At 60.3% G+C, this 15,809-nt stretch carries 12 protein-coding genes and 4 tRNA genes; all 16 read left to right on the top strand.

The features are described from left to right. Positions 1 to 29: 29 nt before the first annotated feature. The 16 genes from V5738_RS15195 to rpsG all read left to right on the top strand — a co-directional run bounded on the left by V5738_RS15195 (position 30) and on the right by rpsG (position 15,759). Positions 30 to 581, top strand: coding sequence for a 2,4'-dihydroxyacetophenone dioxygenase family protein (locus V5738_RS15195; RefSeq protein ID WP_423821658.1), 552 nt, complete (start codon positions 30 to 32; stop codon positions 579 to 581). A 120-nt stretch (positions 582 to 701) separates the two neighbouring features. Then, a tRNA-Tyr gene (locus tag V5738_RS15190) sits at positions 702 to 786 on the top strand. Between the two features lie 161 nt (positions 787 to 947). After that, positions 948 to 1,021: transfer RNA gene (locus V5738_RS15185), tRNA-Gly, on the top strand. 25 nt (positions 1,022 to 1,046) lie between these two features. Beyond that, a tRNA-Thr gene (locus V5738_RS15180) sits at positions 1,047 to 1,121 on the top strand. 102 nt (positions 1,122 to 1,223) lie between these two features. Continuing rightward, a complete protein-coding gene (gene tuf / locus V5738_RS15175; RefSeq protein WP_423821647.1) occupies positions 1,224 to 2,414 on the top strand; it encodes an elongation factor Tu in 1,191 nt (396 codons plus the stop codon). 161 nt (positions 2,415 to 2,575) lie between these two features. Continuing rightward, a tRNA-Trp gene (locus V5738_RS15170) sits at positions 2,576 to 2,651 on the top strand. Positions 2,652 to 2,692: 41 nt separating this feature from the next. Further along, positions 2,693 to 3,067, top strand: coding sequence for a preprotein translocase subunit SecE (secE, locus tag V5738_RS15165; RefSeq protein WP_423821657.1), 375 nt, complete (start codon positions 2,693 to 2,695; stop codon positions 3,065 to 3,067). A 15-nt stretch (positions 3,068 to 3,082) separates the two neighbouring features. Continuing rightward, positions 3,083 to 3,616, top strand: coding sequence for a transcription termination/antitermination protein NusG (gene nusG, locus V5738_RS15160; RefSeq protein ID WP_423821656.1), 534 nt, complete (start codon positions 3,083 to 3,085; stop codon positions 3,614 to 3,616). 83 nt (positions 3,617 to 3,699) lie between these two features. Next, positions 3,700 to 4,128: a 50S ribosomal protein L11 gene (gene rplK, locus V5738_RS15155; protein WP_423821655.1), complete on the top strand. Its 429-nt coding sequence runs from the start codon at positions 3,700 to 3,702 to the stop codon at positions 4,126 to 4,128. A gap of 3 nt (positions 4,129 to 4,131) precedes the next feature. Next, positions 4,132 to 4,827: a 50S ribosomal protein L1 gene (rplA, locus tag V5738_RS15150; RefSeq protein ID WP_423821654.1), complete on the top strand. Its 696-nt coding sequence runs from the start codon at positions 4,132 to 4,134 to the stop codon at positions 4,825 to 4,827. Between the two features lie 265 nt (positions 4,828 to 5,092). Continuing rightward, positions 5,093 to 5,614, top strand: coding sequence for a 50S ribosomal protein L10 (gene rplJ / locus V5738_RS15145; RefSeq protein WP_423824189.1), 522 nt, complete (start codon positions 5,093 to 5,095; stop codon positions 5,612 to 5,614). A 56-nt stretch (positions 5,615 to 5,670) separates the two neighbouring features. Continuing rightward, positions 5,671 to 6,051 carry a 50S ribosomal protein L7/L12 gene (gene rplL / locus V5738_RS15140; RefSeq protein WP_423821653.1) on the top strand — a complete coding sequence of 127 codons (381 nt, stop codon included), beginning with the start codon at positions 5,671 to 5,673 and terminating at the stop codon, positions 6,049 to 6,051. A 237-nt stretch (positions 6,052 to 6,288) separates the two neighbouring features. Then, a complete protein-coding gene (gene rpoB / locus V5738_RS15135) occupies positions 6,289 to 10,371 on the top strand; it encodes a DNA-directed RNA polymerase subunit beta (RefSeq protein WP_423821652.1) in 4,083 nt (1,360 codons plus the stop codon). A gap of 98 nt (positions 10,372 to 10,469) precedes the next feature. Beyond that, positions 10,470 to 14,744 carry a DNA-directed RNA polymerase subunit beta' gene (rpoC, locus tag V5738_RS15130; protein ID WP_423821651.1) on the top strand — a complete coding sequence of 1,425 codons (4,275 nt, stop codon included), beginning with the start codon at positions 10,470 to 10,472 and terminating at the stop codon, positions 14,742 to 14,744. A 127-nt stretch (positions 14,745 to 14,871) separates the two neighbouring features. Continuing rightward, positions 14,872 to 15,246 (top strand): 30S ribosomal protein S12, encoded by a 375-nt coding sequence (gene rpsL, locus V5738_RS15125; RefSeq protein ID WP_423821650.1) that lies wholly within the window; start codon positions 14,872 to 14,874, stop codon positions 15,244 to 15,246. 39 nt (positions 15,247 to 15,285) lie between these two features. After that, the gene (gene rpsG / locus V5738_RS15120) at positions 15,286 to 15,759 is read left to right on the top strand and encodes a 30S ribosomal protein S7 (RefSeq protein WP_423821649.1); all 474 of its coding nucleotides are present in this window, start codon (positions 15,286 to 15,288) and stop codon (positions 15,757 to 15,759) included. Positions 15,760 to 15,809: the final 50 nt, after the last annotated feature.

Raw genomic sequence — 15,809 nt, 5'->3', positions numbered from 1 at the left:
TAGGCCTGAAGAATTCGAGTGACTGTTCTATGAGTCAAACCACCCGCCAGGATCGCGACGCGCGTGCGATTGCCTATCAGAAGCCACAGCCGACCGGCATGGTGCCCGATCTGTTGGTTCCCGGCGCGATGCAGATTCCGGATCAGGTCGATGACCACGATCCCAGCTGGATCGCTCAGGCCGATAACGTCTGGTTCAAACCACTGGTGCTGTCGGTCAGTCAGGGTTTTTACGTGAATATCCTCTGGGTGCGCGGCGCCGGTGTATTGTCACGACACCGCCATAGCGGCCCAGTGCATGCCTTCACGCTGCGCGGCGCATGGCATTATCTCGAGCATGACTGGGTCGCCTGGGCCGGAGACTATGCCTTCGAGCCTCCGGGCGAGACGCATACGCTGGTGGTGCCAGAGCCTGCCGAGGAAATGGTGACGCTGTTCCATGTGACCGGTGGCTATACCTACGTCGATCCACAAGGGAAGGCCATGGGCTATGAGGATGTGTTCACCAAGCTCGATAGCGTGCGCGAACACTATCGACGAATCGGACGATCGCCTACAGACGTGGATGAATTGATACGTTAGAATGCCCGCCGAAACGCGTCGGCAACCACCTGTGCAAAGCGTGATTGCCGGTTCGTACCATCGAATTGAAATCGATGGTTGACAACCGCGCAGGAATTAACAAAAATGCGCGCCTCTCGTGGAGGGATACCCAAGCGGTCAAAGGGAACAGACTGTAAATCTGTCGGCTCAGCCTTCGGAGGTTCGAATCCTCCTCCCTCCACCACCGAACAATTGAGATCGCGATTGGCCTTGAGCTGGAGTCGCGGTTTTCGAAATCGAGGCCGGCCTCAAAGTCGGCTTCGATTGCATCGGATCGAGCCATCGCTGGTTCGTCGGGCTTGCAATATGCACGACGATTGGCGAGAGTTTATCGGCGTTGAGCATGCGGGCGTAGTTCAACGGTAGAACCTCAGCCTTCCAAGCTGATGATGCCGGTTCGATTCCGGTCGCCCGCTCCAGGTTTAACCTGGATGACAATTTGCAGCCCATGTAGCTCAGCGGTAGAGCACTTCCTTGGTAAGGAAGAGGTCACCGGTTCAAGTCCGGTCATGGGCTCCACATTCGGCGGATGCCATATCCGCGTGTTTTGATTGCCGGGACGCCCAGCAAGGAAATGCGTTTCGGTTGGTATACGCAGGCCCAACGGCGAAAGGCGAGGCAATGTCCAAATCAAAATTCGAGCGTAGCAAGCCGCACGTCAACGTCGGCACGATTGGTCACGTGGACCATGGCAAGACGACGCTGACGGCCGCGCTGACGGTGGTATCGAACCGGTTGTTCGGTTCGGAGCTGTCGGCGTTTGACGCAATCGACAAGGCGCCGGAAGAAAAGGCGCGTGGCATCACGATTTCGACATCGCACGTTGAGTACGAGTCGGAAGCGCGCCACTACGCCCACGTGGACTGCCCGGGTCACGCGGACTACGTGAAGAACATGATCACGGGTGCCGCGCAGATGGACGGCGCGATCATGGTCGTGTCCGCTGCTGACGGCCCGATGCCGCAGACGCGCGAGCACATCCTGCTGGCGCGCCAGGTCGGCGTACCGTTCATCGTCGTGTATCTCAACAAGGCCGACATGGTCGACGACGAAGAGCTGATCGAGCTGGTCGAAATGGAAGTCCGCGAGTTGCTGGACGCCTACGACTTCCCGGGCGACGACACGCCGGTCATCGTTGGTTCTGCGCTGAAGGCGCTGGAAGGCGACGAAGGCGAGTACGGCAGCGAGTCGATCGCCAAGCTCGTGCGTGCGATGGACGAATTCATTCCGGATCCCGAGCGTGCCGTGGACGGCGCCTTCCTGATGCCGGTCGAAGACGTCTTCTCGATCTCGGGTCGAGGCACCGTAGCCACGGGTCGTGTCGAGCGCGGCGTGATCAACGTAGGTGACGACATTGAAATCGTGGGCATCAATCCCACGACCAAGACCACCGTTACTGGCGTGGAAATGTTCCGCAAGCTGCTGGACCAGGGCCAGGCGGGCGACAACATTGGCGCGCTGCTGCGTGGCACCAAGCGTGAAGACATCGAGCGTGGTCAGGTGCTGGCCAAGCCCGGTTCGATCACGCCGCACACCAGCTTCGAATGCGAAGTGTACGTGCTGAAGAAAGAAGAGGGCGGTCGTCATACACCGTTCTTCAAGGGCTACCGTCCGCAGTTCTACTTCCGTACGACGGACGTGACGGGTGCTTGCGAACTACCGGCGGACACCGAGATGGTGATGCCGGGGGACAACGTGACAATGAACGTTGAACTGATTCACCCGATCGCGATGGAAGAAGGCCTGCGCTTCGCCATTCGTGAAGGCGGCCGTACCGTAGGTGCGGGCGTCGTGACCAAGATTACGGCTTAATCAGTAGCAATCTTGGGTGCCATTCGGCCCGCGACAGTGCTATGTTGTCGCGGGCCGAATGGGCTTGAAGTCTGTTATCATAGATCCCTGAGTTGTCATGCTCACGATCTGTGGTATTATCCGCGATCCTTTTTCGCGGTAAAGAAAAAGTTTTTGCGTCTAGGTCAGTAGCTCAATTGGCAGAGCAGCGGTCTCCAAAACCGCAGGTTGGGGGTTCGAGTCCCTCCTGGCCTGCCACTCTTTAGGCGCGCGGTTTTTCGTCTTCGGTCGAGTAGTCGATGGCAGCTCAAGAACAACGTACGGCCAGCGCCTTAGATACGGCGCTGCTATGGCTGGCCATAGTGGTGCTGGTTCTCAGCATCGCCGGCTATTATTGGTTCACCGCCTACGCCGATGTCGTTCGCGTGCTTGGCATGTTGGCCGGTGTCGTGGTTGCCGCGCTCATCGCGTTCCAGTCCTCGCTTGGCAAGACGGCCTGGTCCTATGTTCAGGGTTCGCGTACCGAGTTGCGGCGCATGGTCTGGCCGACGCGCCGGGAAACCATGCAGACCACGCTTCTCGTGGTTGTATTCGTGCTGATTCTGGCAGCGTTTATCTGGGCGCTTGATGTCGTCCTTGGCTACGCAGTCACGTTGTTGACGGGGCGCGCGTAAGCGCGGAGCTGATTTATGGCCAAGCATTGGTACGTCGTCCAAGCCTTCTCGCAGTACGAAAAGAAGGTGCGCGATTCGCTTAAGGACTATATCGCCCGTCATGGCATGGAAGACTACTTCGGTGAGGTGTTGGTGCCGACCGAGGAAGTGGTCGAAGTGCGCGATGGTCAGCGTCGCACCACCGAGCGAAAGTTCTTTCCTGGTTATGTGCTTGTGCACATGGAAATGAACGACGATACCTGGCATCTCGTCAAGAGCGTGCCGCGTGTGCTTGGTTTTATCGGCGGTACGGCCGATCGTCCGGCGCCGATTTCCGACGCAGAGGCCGATCAGATCCTGAATCGCGTCGAGGAGTCGGTTGAGAAGCCGCGCCCGAAGACCGTGTTCGAGCCCGGTCAGGAAGTGCGCGTGATCGACGGTCCGTTTTCCGACTTCAACGGTGTGGTCGAAGAGGTCAACTACGACAAGAATCGTCTGCGTGTCGCGGTCACTATTTTTGGTCGTTCTACGCCAGTCGATCTGGAATTCGATCAGGTCGAAAAGACTTGATCCGGCGGCGTCGCTGGCGCGGCGCCGATCACCAGGGAGCCCGGGGCAGCCCCGAGGCGTGAGTACCTGATAAGGAGTAAGTAATGGCTAAGAAAGTCACCGGCTATATCAAGCTGCAGATTCCGGCGGGCAAAGCGAATCCGAGTCCGCCCGTGGGCCCGGCGCTGGGTCAGCACGGCGTCAATATTATGGAGTTCTGCAAGGCGTTCAACGCCGAAACGCAGGATATCGAGCCCGGTCTGCCGATTCCGGTCGTGATTACGGTCTTTTCGGACCGTAGTTTCTCGTTCGTCAAAAAGACTCCGCCGGCATCGATTCTGCTGAAAAAGGCCGCCAATATCAGCTCGGGTGCCGCAGATGCGCTGCGTCAGACCGTGGGTACGGTCACCCGTGCGCAGGTCGAAGAGATCGCCGAAACGAAGTGGCCGGACCTCAACGCGGCTGATATGGATGCTGCAGTGCGGATTATCTCCGGTAGCGCCCGTTCGATGGGCATCAAGGTGGAGGGCTAAGCCATGGCGAAGATTTCCAAGCGTAAGGCAGCCATCCGCGATCAGATCGATCCGGTCAAGGCATACCCGGTCGACGAAGCGCTCGAGCTTTTGAAAAAGCTGGCCAGCGCCAAGTTCAACGAAACGGTCGAAGTTTCGGTCAACCTTGGCGTCAACGCGCGTAAGTCGGACCAGAACGTGCGTGGCTCCACGGTCATGCCGCACGGCACTGGTAAGAGTGTGCGGGTTGCCGTGTTCACCCAGGGTGATAACGTCGATAAGGCTCGTGAAGCCGGCGCTGACGTGGTGGGTCTTAACGATCTGGCCGAGCAGGTCCAGAACGGTGAGATCAACTTCGATATGGTCGTAGCCACTCCGGACGCAATGCCGGTGGTCGGCCGTTTGGGCCAGATCCTGGGTCCGAAAGGCTTGATGCCGAACCCGAAAACGGGAACGGTTACGGCCGACGTCGAAACCGCGGTCAAGAATGCCAAGGCTGGTCAGGTGCAGTACCGTACCGATAAGGCTGGCATCATCCATGCCCCGATCGGCAAGACCGATTTCGACAACCAGGCGTTGATCGATAATCTGACTGCCCTAATTCAGGACCTGAAGCGGGCCAAGCCGGCCAACGCCAAGGGTCAGTATTTCCGCAAGGTGTCGCTGTCGACGACTATGGGTCCCGGATTGACCGTGGACCCCTCGGGCGTCGCCGCCTAGCGGTTGCTAATACGCGTGTCCGGCTCGCCCGGGCGCCGTACTCGTTCTTTGTAGCGCAGCCCGCTCTTGGATGGCTGCGTCGTCAAAGACCGCCAGGCGAACCGGGGAAACGGTTCTTAAAGGTCCCAAGACCAGCCTGCGCAGATGACGTAAGCAGCGTCGTCGAAAGGCGTTTGCTGCAGTCGTCAATGGGTCCGCCAACAGGTGGATTCAGTCACCGTCGGCGGAGTCCCGTCGACATGTGTAAGGAGTGATGACTATGGCCATGAGTTTTCAAGCCAAGCAGGCCATGGTGGCAGAAGTCAGCGATGTGGCGACCCGCGCCCATTCCGCCGTACTGGCTGAATATCGTGGGCTGACCGCTGGCCAGATGGATGAGCTTCGTACCAATGCCCGTCACGGCGGCGCATATATGAAGGTGATCAAGAATAATCTGGCGAAGCTGGCGCTCCAGGGCACCGAATACGAGTGCATGTCCGAGGCTTTCAAGGGTCCGGTCATCCTGGGTTTCTCGCTAGAGGACCCGGGTGCTGCAGCTCGTGTGATCTCGGACTTCTCGAAGTCCCACGATGCCCTGAAGGTCACGGCGATTTCGTTCAATGGGCAGTTGCTGCCCGGCGAACAGCTCGATCGCCTGGCCAAGCTGCCGACCCGCGACGAAGCGCTGTCTCAGCTGTTGCGTGCCATGAAGGCGCCGATCGACAAGCTGGCCCGCACGACTCGCGAGCCGGTCGCCAAGACTGCCCGTGCCGTGGCAGCCGTCCGCGACCAGAAACAGGCTGCTTGAACACTTTTTGTTGAAACGGGTCAATCGACCCCAACGTATTGAACAGGAGCTAGGTAATGGCTGCTACGAAGGAAGAAGTACTCGAAGCGATCTCCGAAATGTCCGTCATGGACGTGGTCGAGCTCGTCGAGATGATGGAAGAGAAGTTCGGTGTTTCGGCCGCTGCGCCGGTCGCCATGGCCGCTGGCGGTGCCGCGGGTGGCGAAGCGGAAGCTGCCGAAGAGCAGACCGAATTCGACGTCGTGATGACCAGCTTCGGCGACAACAAGGTCGGCGCCATTAAGGCCGTTCGTCAGATCACTGGCCTGGGCTTGAAGGAAGCCAAGGAAATGGTCGAAGGCGTTCCGGCTACGCTGAAGGAAGGCGTCGAGAAGGAAGAAGCCGAGAAGATGAAGACCGATCTCGAAGAAGCCGGTGCCTCGGTCGAGCTCAAGTAAGGTCGTTCACAACGACCAAGGAAACGCATAACGAGTTGATCGATACGATAACTTGACGCGTTTGGGAAAATGGCTGGTAGCGCGTGCCGCTGCCGGCCTTTTCCCGTTACCGCGCAGTCGAGATCTGCAGTCTGTCCCGTCTTGCAGCCGAGACAGACTGGAGCTTTTGACAAGTTCGCGCTACCCGCCGCGAGAATGCCCCACTCGCGGTCCGTCCAACCAAGAGGGTTGAGTGACATGGCCTACTCGTTTACCGAGAAAAAACGAATCCGAAAGGATTTCGCGAAGCAGCCGTCGGTGTTGGAGATGCCGTTTCTCCTCGCGACGCAGATCGATTCCTATCGCCAGTTTCTCCAGCAGGGCTTCGATGCCGATAACCGGTCCGAGGTCGGGTTGCATGCGGCCTTTAGTTCGGTATTTCCGATGGCCAGCCACTCGGGCAGCGCCGCGCTCGAATATGTTGGCTATCGGCTCGGTCAGCCGGTGTTTGATGAAAAGGAATGCCGCGTTCGAGGCATGATCTATTCCGCGCCGCTGCGGGTGACCGTGCGTCTGATCATCTACGATAAAGACAGCAAGGCCAATCCGAAGCCGGTCAAGGATATTAAGGAGCAGGAAGTCTACATGGGCGAGATGCCGCTCATGACCGACACCGGCACCTTCATCATCAACGGCACCGAGCGGGTCATCGTCAATCAGCTACATCGCTCGCCGGGCGTGTTCTTCGATCACGATCGGGGCAAGACCCACAGCTCGGGCAAGTTCCTGTATTCGGCGCGCGTGATTCCCTATCGCGGTTCTTGGTTGGACTTCGAGTTCGATCCGAAGGACAACGTGTTCGTGCGTATCGATCGTCGCCGCAAGCTGCCGGCGACCATCCTGCTGCGCGCGCTCAACTATGACACCGAGCAGATGCTCGAGATGTTCCACGAGACCACCATGTTCCACCTGACCGATCAGGGCGTGGAAATGGAGCTCGTGCCTGAGCGCCTGCGCGGCGAAACCGCGACCTTCGATATCAAGGCCGGTGCCGATGTGGTCGTCGAAGAAGGCCGGCGTATCACCGTGCGGCATATCCGCAAGCTGGAAGAGGCCGGGGTCGAGAAGCTGGAAGTCCCGCCGGACTATCTGATCGGCAAGATCCTGTCCAAGGCCATCATCGACACCGATACCGGTGAAGAGCTGGCCGCAGCCAACACCGAGGTCACCGAAGAACTGGTCGAGGCGTTCCGTACCGCAGGGATCCAGGATATCCCGACGCTGTACGTCAACGATCTGGATCACGGCCCCTACATCTCGAACACGTTGGCTCAGGATCCGTCGACCAATCAGCTCGAGGCGATGGTCGAGATCTATCGCATGATGCGTCCGGGTGAGCCGCCGACCAAAGATGCGGCCGAGAACCTGTTCGACAACCTGTTCTTTAACGAAGAGCGCTACGATCTGTCGGCTGTTGGCCGGATGAAGTTCAACCGTCGTCTGGGCCGCGAGTCGCCGGAAGGCTCGCCGGTGCTGGCCAACGAAGACATCATCGACGTGCTCAAGGAATTGGTCTCGATCCGTAATGGCGTGGGCCAGACTGATGACATCGACCATCTGGGTAACCGCCGTGTGCGGTCGGTTGGCGAGATGGCGGAAAACGCCTTCCGTACCGGCCTGGTGCGCGTCGAGCGCGCAGTACGCGAGCGCCTGTCGGTGGCCGAGTCCGAAGGCCTGATGCCGCAGGATCTGATCAATGCCAAGCCGGTGGCCGCAGCGATCAAGGAATTCTTTGGCTCGTCGCAATTGAGTCAGTTCATGGATCAGAACAACCCGCTGTCGGAGGTCACGCATAAACGTCGTGTGTCCGCCCTTGGGCCGGGCGGTCTGACCCGTGAGCGGGCCGGTTTCGAAGTGCGCGACGTGCATCCGACCCACTACGGCCGGATCTGCCCGATCGAGACGCCGGAAGGCCCGAACATCGGTTTGATCAACTCGTTGTCGGTGTATGCCCAGACCAACAAGTACGGCTTTTTGGAAACGCCGTATCGCCGGGTCGAAAACGGTGTCGCCAGCGAAACGATCGAATATTTGTCGGCGATCGAGGAAGGTCGCTACGTCATCGCCCAGGCCAATGCCAAGGTCGACGACGACGGCGCCTTCACCGACGAGCTGGTGTCCTGCCGCTATCAGGGCGAGTTCACGCTGTCGGCGCCGGACAAGGTCCAGTACATGGACGTTTCGCCGAAGCAGATCATGTCGGTAGCGGCTTCGCTGGTGCCGTTCCTCGAGCACGACGACGCCAACCGTGCGTTGATGGGCTCGAACATGCAGCGCCAGGCCGTGCCGTGTCTGCGGGCTGACAAGCCGCTGGTCGGCACCGGCATCGAGCGCAAGGTCGCGATCGACTCCGGCAACGCTGTCACCGCGCGCCGTGGTGGTGTGGTCGACAAAGTCGACGCTTCACGTGTGGTGGTGCGGGTCCATGATACCGAGACGTCGGCCGACGAATCGGGCGTGGACATCTACAACATGGTCAAGTACACGCGTTCGAACCAGAACACCTGTCTGAACCAGCGTCCGCTGGTCAGCCCGGGTGACATCATCGAGCGTGGTGATGTGCTGGCCGACGGCCCGTCCACCGATATGGGCGAGCTGGCTCTGGGCCAGAATTTGCTGGTGGCCTTTATGCCCTGGCATGGCTACAACTTCGAGGACTCGATCCTGATCTCGGAGCGGGTGGTCGAAGAAGACCGCTTCACCTCGGTGCACATCGAGGAGCTGACTTGCGTAGCCCGCGAAACGAAGCTCGGGCCGGAAGAGATCACCTCGGACATCCCGAACGTGAACGAGGCTGCCCTGTCCAAGCTGGATGCCTCGGGCATCGCCTATATCGGCGCCGAAGTGAAGTCGGGCGATATCCTGGTGGGTAAAGTCACGCCCAAGGGTGAAACCCAGCTGACTCCGGAGGAAAAACTCTTGCGGGCGATCTTTGGCGAGAAGGCCTCGGACGTGAAGGATTCGTCCCAGCGCGTTCCGCCGGGCATGGATGGCACGGTGATCGACGTACGGGTGTTTACGCGCGATGGGGTCGAAAAAGATACCCGGGCGCTGTCCATCGAAGAAGACGAGATGGACGAAGTCCGGCGTGACCTGGCCGACCAGCAGCGCATCTTCGAGGACGATCTGTTCGATCGCCTGCGCACCATGTTGGTAGGCAAGGTCGCCGACGGTGGCCCGAACAAGCTCAAGGCCAATACCGAGATCAACGCCGGCTATCTGGACGGTCTGGATCGCGAGAAGTGGTTCGACATCCGTCTGCACGACGAAGATGCTCAGGCACAGCTCGAGCAGGTTGCCCAGCGTCTGAAAGAGCAGAAGGCCGATTTCGAGCGCCAGCTGGCCTCGAAGAAGGAAAAGATCACGCAGGGTGACGAGCTGGCGCCCGGCGTGCTCAAGATGGTCAAGGTCTATCTGGCGGTGAAACGTCGCGTCCAGCCGGGCGATAAGATGGCCGGCCGCCACGGCAACAAGGGTGTGATTTCGCAGATCGTGCCGGTCGAAGACATGCCGTATCTCGAGGATGGCACCCCGGCCGATATCGTACTCAACCCGTTGGGCGTGCCGTCACGCATGAACATCGGGCAGGTGCTGGAAACGCATCTGGGCTGGGCCGCTCGTGGTATCGGCGACCGGGTCGCCGAAATGCTTGAACAGCAGAAAGCCGTTGGTGAGATCCGCGAGTTCCTGAACAAGGCCTACTACGTGCATGAAGGCACCCAGGAATCGGTGGACACTCTGACCGATCAGGAAATGCTGACCATGGCGCACAATCTCGTGAAAGGCATGCCGACGGCCACGCCGGTCTTCGATGGTGCCCAGGAACACGAGATCCGTGAGCTGTTGAAGCTCGCGGGCCTGCCGGAATCCGGTGAGACGAACCTGATCGACGGTCGTACCGGGGAGATGTTCGATCGGCCGGTGACCGTGGGCTATATGTACATGCTCAAGCTCAACCATCTGGTTGACGACAAGATGCATGCGCGCTCGACCGGCCCGTACAGCCTGGTTACCCAGCAGCCGTTGGGCGGCAAGGCCCAGTTCGGCGGTCAGCGCTTCGGCGAGATGGAAGTCTGGGCCCTGCAGGCCTACGGCGCGGCCTATACCCTGCAGGAAATGCTCACGGTCAAGTCTGATGACGTGGCCGGCCGGACGCGGATGTACAAGAACATCGTCGATGGCGACCACAAGATGCACGCCGGCATGCCGGAGTCCTTCAACGTTCTGACCAAGGAAATCCGTTCGCTGGGTCTGAACATCGAACTCGAGGAAGACGATTAGTGGGATGCGTTGAAACGGTCGGCGCTTAGCGCCGACCGTTCGCACGGCTTAACCCACCGTGCGCGTTGCAAGCGACATCTCACGATCCGGAGTAGGACATGAAAGATCTGCTGAATCTGTTCAAGAGCCAGGACGACGTCGAAGAGTTCGACGCCATTCGTATCGGCCTGGCTTCGCCCGAGACCATTCGTTCTTGGTCTTTTGGTGAGGTCAAAAAACCCGAAACCATTAACTACCGGACCTTCAAGCCGGAGCGCGACGGCCTGTTCTGTGCCCGTATCTTCGGCCCCGTAAAGGACTACGAGTGCCTGTGCGGCAAGTACAAGCGGATGAAGCATCGCGGCGTCATCTGCGAAAAATGCGGCGTCGAGGTCACCCAGACCAAGGTGCGCCGCGAGCGCATGGGTCATATCGATCTGGCGGCCCCGGTTGCCCATATCTGGTTCCTCAAGAGCCTGCCGTCCCGTATCGGTTTGCTGCTCGACATGCCGCTGCGCGCGATCGAGCGCGTGCTGTATTTCGAAGCCTATGTCGTGACCGATCCGGGCATGACCCCGCTCGAGCCGTACCAGCTGCTCTCGGAAGAAGAGTATCTGGACACGGTCGAGCAGTACGGTGACGAATTCTCGGCGAAGATGGGCGCTGAGGCCGTGCTGGACATCCTCAAGAACATGGACATGGGCGCCGAAGCCCAGCGCATGCGCGAGGAGCTTAACGCCACCGGTTCCGCCACCAAGATCAAGCGTCTCGGCAAGCGCCTGAAGCTGCTGGAATATTTCCAGCAGTCCGGAAACAAGGCCGAGTGGATGATTCTGCGTGCGCTGCCGGTGCTGCCGCCGGACCTGCGTCCGCTGGTGCCGCTCGACGGCGGTCGGTTCGCGACCTCGGATCTCAACGATCTGTATCGTCGCGTGATCAACCGTAACAACCGTCTGTCGCGCCTGCTGGATCTGAACGCGCCGGACATCATCGTGCGTAACGAAAAACGCATGCTGCAGGAGTCGGTCGACGCGCTGATCGACAACGGCCGTCGTGGCCGGGCGATCACGGGGTCCAATCGTCGTCCCCTGAAGTCGCTGGCCGACATGATTAAGGGCAAGCAGGGCCGGTTCCGTCAGAACCTGCTCGGCAAGCGTGTCGACTATTCTGGCCGTTCGGTCATCGTGGTCGGCCCGACGCTCAAGCTGCACCAGTGCGGCTTGCCCAAGAAGATGGCCCTTGAGCTGTTCAAGCCGTTCATCTATTCCCGCCTGCAGCGTCTGGAGTATGCCTCCACGATCAAGGCGGCCAAGAAGATGGTCGAGCGTGAAGAACCGGAAGTCTGGGATATGCTCGAGGACGTGATCCGCGAGCACCCGGTCATGCTCAACCGTGCGCCGACCCTGCATCGTCTGGGCATCCAGGCGTTCGAGCCGGTACTGATCGAAGGCAAGGCGATCCAGCTGCATCCGTTGGTCTGCACCGCCTTTAACGCCGACTTCGACGGCGACCAGATGGCCGTCCACGTGCCGCTTTCCATCGAAGCACAGATGGAAGCGCGCGTGTTGATGATGTCGACCAACAATGTGTTGTCGCCGGCCTCCGGTGCGCCGATCATCGTGCCGACCCAGGACGTCGTGCTCGGTCTGTACTGGATGACCCGTTCGCGGGTGAACCAGCTCGGTGAGGGCATGACCTTTTCCGATCCGGCCGAGGTGCATCGCGCCTATGACGCTGGGCAGGTGCATCTGCAGGCCTTGATCAAGGTCCGTATCGACGATGTCGACATGGATGAGGACGGCAATACCACGCCGGTGACCCGGATCGTGGATACCACGGTGGGTCGGGCGATGCTCTGCGACATCCTGCCGCCGGGGCTGCCGTTTGCTTTGATCAACCAGGAGCTCGGCAAGAAGTCGGTCAGTGAGGTGATCAACCAGGCGTATCGCAACGTTGGTCTCAAAGAAACCGTCGTGTTCGCTGACCAGCTCATGTACACCGGCTTCCGGATGTCCACCCGGGCTGGTATCTCGATCGCGGTCGGCGATATGGTCATCCCCGAGGAAAAGGGCGACCAGCTCGAGCGTGCCGAGGCCGAGGTCAAAGAGATCGAGGAGCAGTACACCTCGGGTCTCGTGACCCAGGGCGAGCGCTACAACAAGGTTATCGATATCTGGTCGCGAGCCAACGAGCAGATTGCCAATGCCATGATGGATAAACTCGGCCGCGACGAAGTCGTGGATTCCGAGGGCAAGCCGGTCGATCAGACCTCGTTCAACTCGATCTTCATGATGGCGGACTCCGGCGCCCGTGGTAGCGCGGCCCAGATCCGTCAGCTGGCCGGCATGCGTGGCCTGATGGCCAAGCCGGATGGCTCGATCATCGAAACGCCGATTACCGCGAATTTCCGTGAAGGTCTGAACGTACTGCAGTACTTCATCTCCACTCACGGCGCGCGTAAGGGGCTGGCCGACACCGCGCTCAAGACTGCGAACTCGGGTTACTTGACCCGGCGTCTGGTGGATGTGTCGCAAGACGTGGTCATCACCGACCACGACTGTGGCACCGAGGGCGGCATTCCGATGTATCCGATCGTGGAAGGCGGCGACGTGGTCGAGCCGCTGCGCGAACGCGTACTCGGCCGTGTGCTAGCCCGCGATGTGGTCGATCCGGCCGACAACACCACGCTCATTGAGTCTGGCACGCTGCTGGGCGAGCGCGAGGTCGACCGGCTCGAGGTCAACTCGATCGACCAGGTGCACGTGCGCAGCCCGATTACCTGCGAGGCGCCGTTCGGTGTCTGTGCCCAGTGCTACGGCCGAGACCTGGCCCGTGGCGATCGGGTCTCGATCGGCGAATCGGTCGGCGTGATTGCTGCCCAGTCGATCGGCGAGCCGGGCACGCAGCTGACCATGCGCACCTTCCACGTGGGCGGGGCGGCCTCCCGTGCGGTCTCCGCGGATGGCGTCGAAACCAAGACCGATGGCACGGTTAAGCTGCACAACATTAAGACCGTGCAGCACGCCGAGGATGGCCATCTGGTCGCCGTTTCCCGCTCCGGCGAGATCGGCGTGGTCGACGAGAACTTCCGCGAGAAAGAACGCTACAAGATCCCCTACGGCGCGCGTCTGCACGTCGGCGAAGGCGATCAGGTCGAAGCCGGTGCGCGGCTGGCCGACTGGGATCCGCATACCCATCCGATCGTCTCGGAAGTCGCCGGTAAGGTGAAGTTCGAGGAGTTCATCGAGGGTGTGACCGTCCAGCGCGAGATCGACGAGATCACCGGCGTATCCACGCTGGTGGTCACCGAGCCGAAATCGCGTGGTCAGGGCAACAAGGATCTGCGCCCGGTCATCAAGCTGCTGGATAACGACGGCAACGAGTTGAACTTCCCGGGTACCGAGATCCCGGCGGCCTACAGCCTGCCGCCCAAGGCCATTGTGGTGGTCGAGGACGGCAACGAGGTCGTGGTCGGCGACGTGGTTGCGCGTATTCCGCAGGAATCGTCCAAGACTCGCGACATCACCGGTGGTCTGCCGCGAGTGGCCGACCTGTTCGAAGCACGCAAGCCCAAGGTGCCGGCGATCCTGGCCGAGGCCGAGGGGACAGTGCGCTTCGGTGAGGCGACCAAGGGCAAGCAACGGCTCAAGATCGTCGACTCCGATGGTTACGAGACCGAGCTTCTGGTGCCGAAGTGGCGCCAGATCAACGTCTTCGAAGGCGAGTACGTCGAGAAGGGCGAAATCGTCTCCGACGGCGAGCCGATGCCGCACGATATCCTGCGTCTCCAGGGGATTCCGAAACTTTCGGATTATCTGGTCAAGGAGATCCAGGACGTCTACCGGCTGCAGGGCGTGCGTATCAACGACAAGCACATCGAGGTGATCGTTCGCCAGATGCTGCGCCGGATCGAGATTCTGGATCCGGGCGATACCAAGTTCCTGCAGGGCGAGCAGGCCGAGTACCAATCGGTGCTCGACGAGAATCGTCGGGTCGAGGCCAAAGGCGAACAGCCGGCGACCTTCGAGCGTCTGCTGCTGGGTATCACCAAGGCGAGCCTGTCCACCGAGTCCTTCATTTCGGCGGCTTCGTTCCAGGAAACCACCCGCGTGCTCACCGAAGCCGCGGTCCGTGGTGCCCGAGACGATCTGCGCGGTCTGAAGGAGAACGTGATCGTCGGCCGCCTGATCCCGGCCGGTACCGGCCTGGCCTATCACGAGCAGCGTCGTCGCGAACGTCTCAGCCCGCTGGACCTTCAGGGGGCGCTGCCGGCCACGAAGGGTGAGGCGGCCGAAGAGGCGGTCGAGGCAGAAGCCGAAGTTTCGGCCGACGCCAGCGATGCGCTCGACCGGCGCGATCCCGGTGAGCACAACGCCGACGATACGACGATCTAAGCGGAAATTCTGAGGCGGTGCGGGCCGCGTTGACATGCAGCCCGCATTGTTTTAGTATCCGCCGTCCTTTATCGGCAGCCTGGGTTACCGGGCTGCCTTAGTTTTTTGAAACGAGCAGGGTGACGACGTGTCTACGGTCAACCAACTGGTCCGCAAGGGCCGCAAGGATAAACGCCAGAAGAATGATGTGCCGGCGTTGCAGGGCTGCCCGCAGAAGCGTGGCGTCTGCACTCGTGTCTATACCACGACGCCGAAAAAGCCGAACTCCGCGCTGCGTAAGGTCGCGCGTGTTCGTCTGACCAATGGCTACGAAGTGGCCAGCTACATCGGCGGCGAAGGTCATAATCTCCAAGAACACTCGGTCATTCTGATCCGCGGTGGTCGTGTGAAGGACTTGCCGGGTGTGCGCTATCACACGGTGCGTGGTGCGCTGGATGCCTCGGGCGTGGAAGCGCGTCGTCAGGGTCGTTCAAAGTACGGCGCCAAGAAGCCGAAATCGTAGGTCGGCCGCATCCGTTCAAACGAATAGGTAACGAAAGCTATGTCCCGTCGTACATCCGCGCCGCGTCGCGAAATTCTTCCCGATCCGCGCTACAACAGCGAACTTCTGGCCAAGTTCATGAACATGATCATGGAAGATGGCAAGAAGTCTAAGGCCGAGATGATCGTCTACGGCGCGCTGTCCCAGATCTCCACCAAGAAGGGCACCGACGAGCCGGTCGAGGTTCTGCAGGAAGCGCTGGACAACGTGCGTCCCGCGGTCGAGGTCAAATCTCGTCGCGTCGGTGGTGCCACCTATCAGGTGCCGGTCGAAGTCCGCGCCGTGCGTCGTACGACTCTGGCCATGCGCTGGGTTATCGACGCGTCTCGCAAGCGTGGCGAGAACACGATGGCCCGTCGGTTGGCCGGCGAGCTGATCGATGCGTCCGAGCATCGTGGTGCGGCGGTTAAAAAGCGTGAAGATACGCATCGCATGGCCGACGCCAACAAAGCGTTCTCGCACTTCCGCTGGTAAGACGCGCCATTCTCGCGCGCTTCATTTCGCAAGAGTCATAAGAGACCATC

This window comes from Salinisphaera sp. SPP-AMP-43 (assembly GCF_049568105.1).
In the GTDB taxonomy this organism is placed as follows: Bacteria; Pseudomonadota; Gammaproteobacteria; order Nevskiales; family Salinisphaeraceae; genus Salinisphaera.
This window is presented reverse-complemented; position numbering and strand designations above follow the sequence as displayed.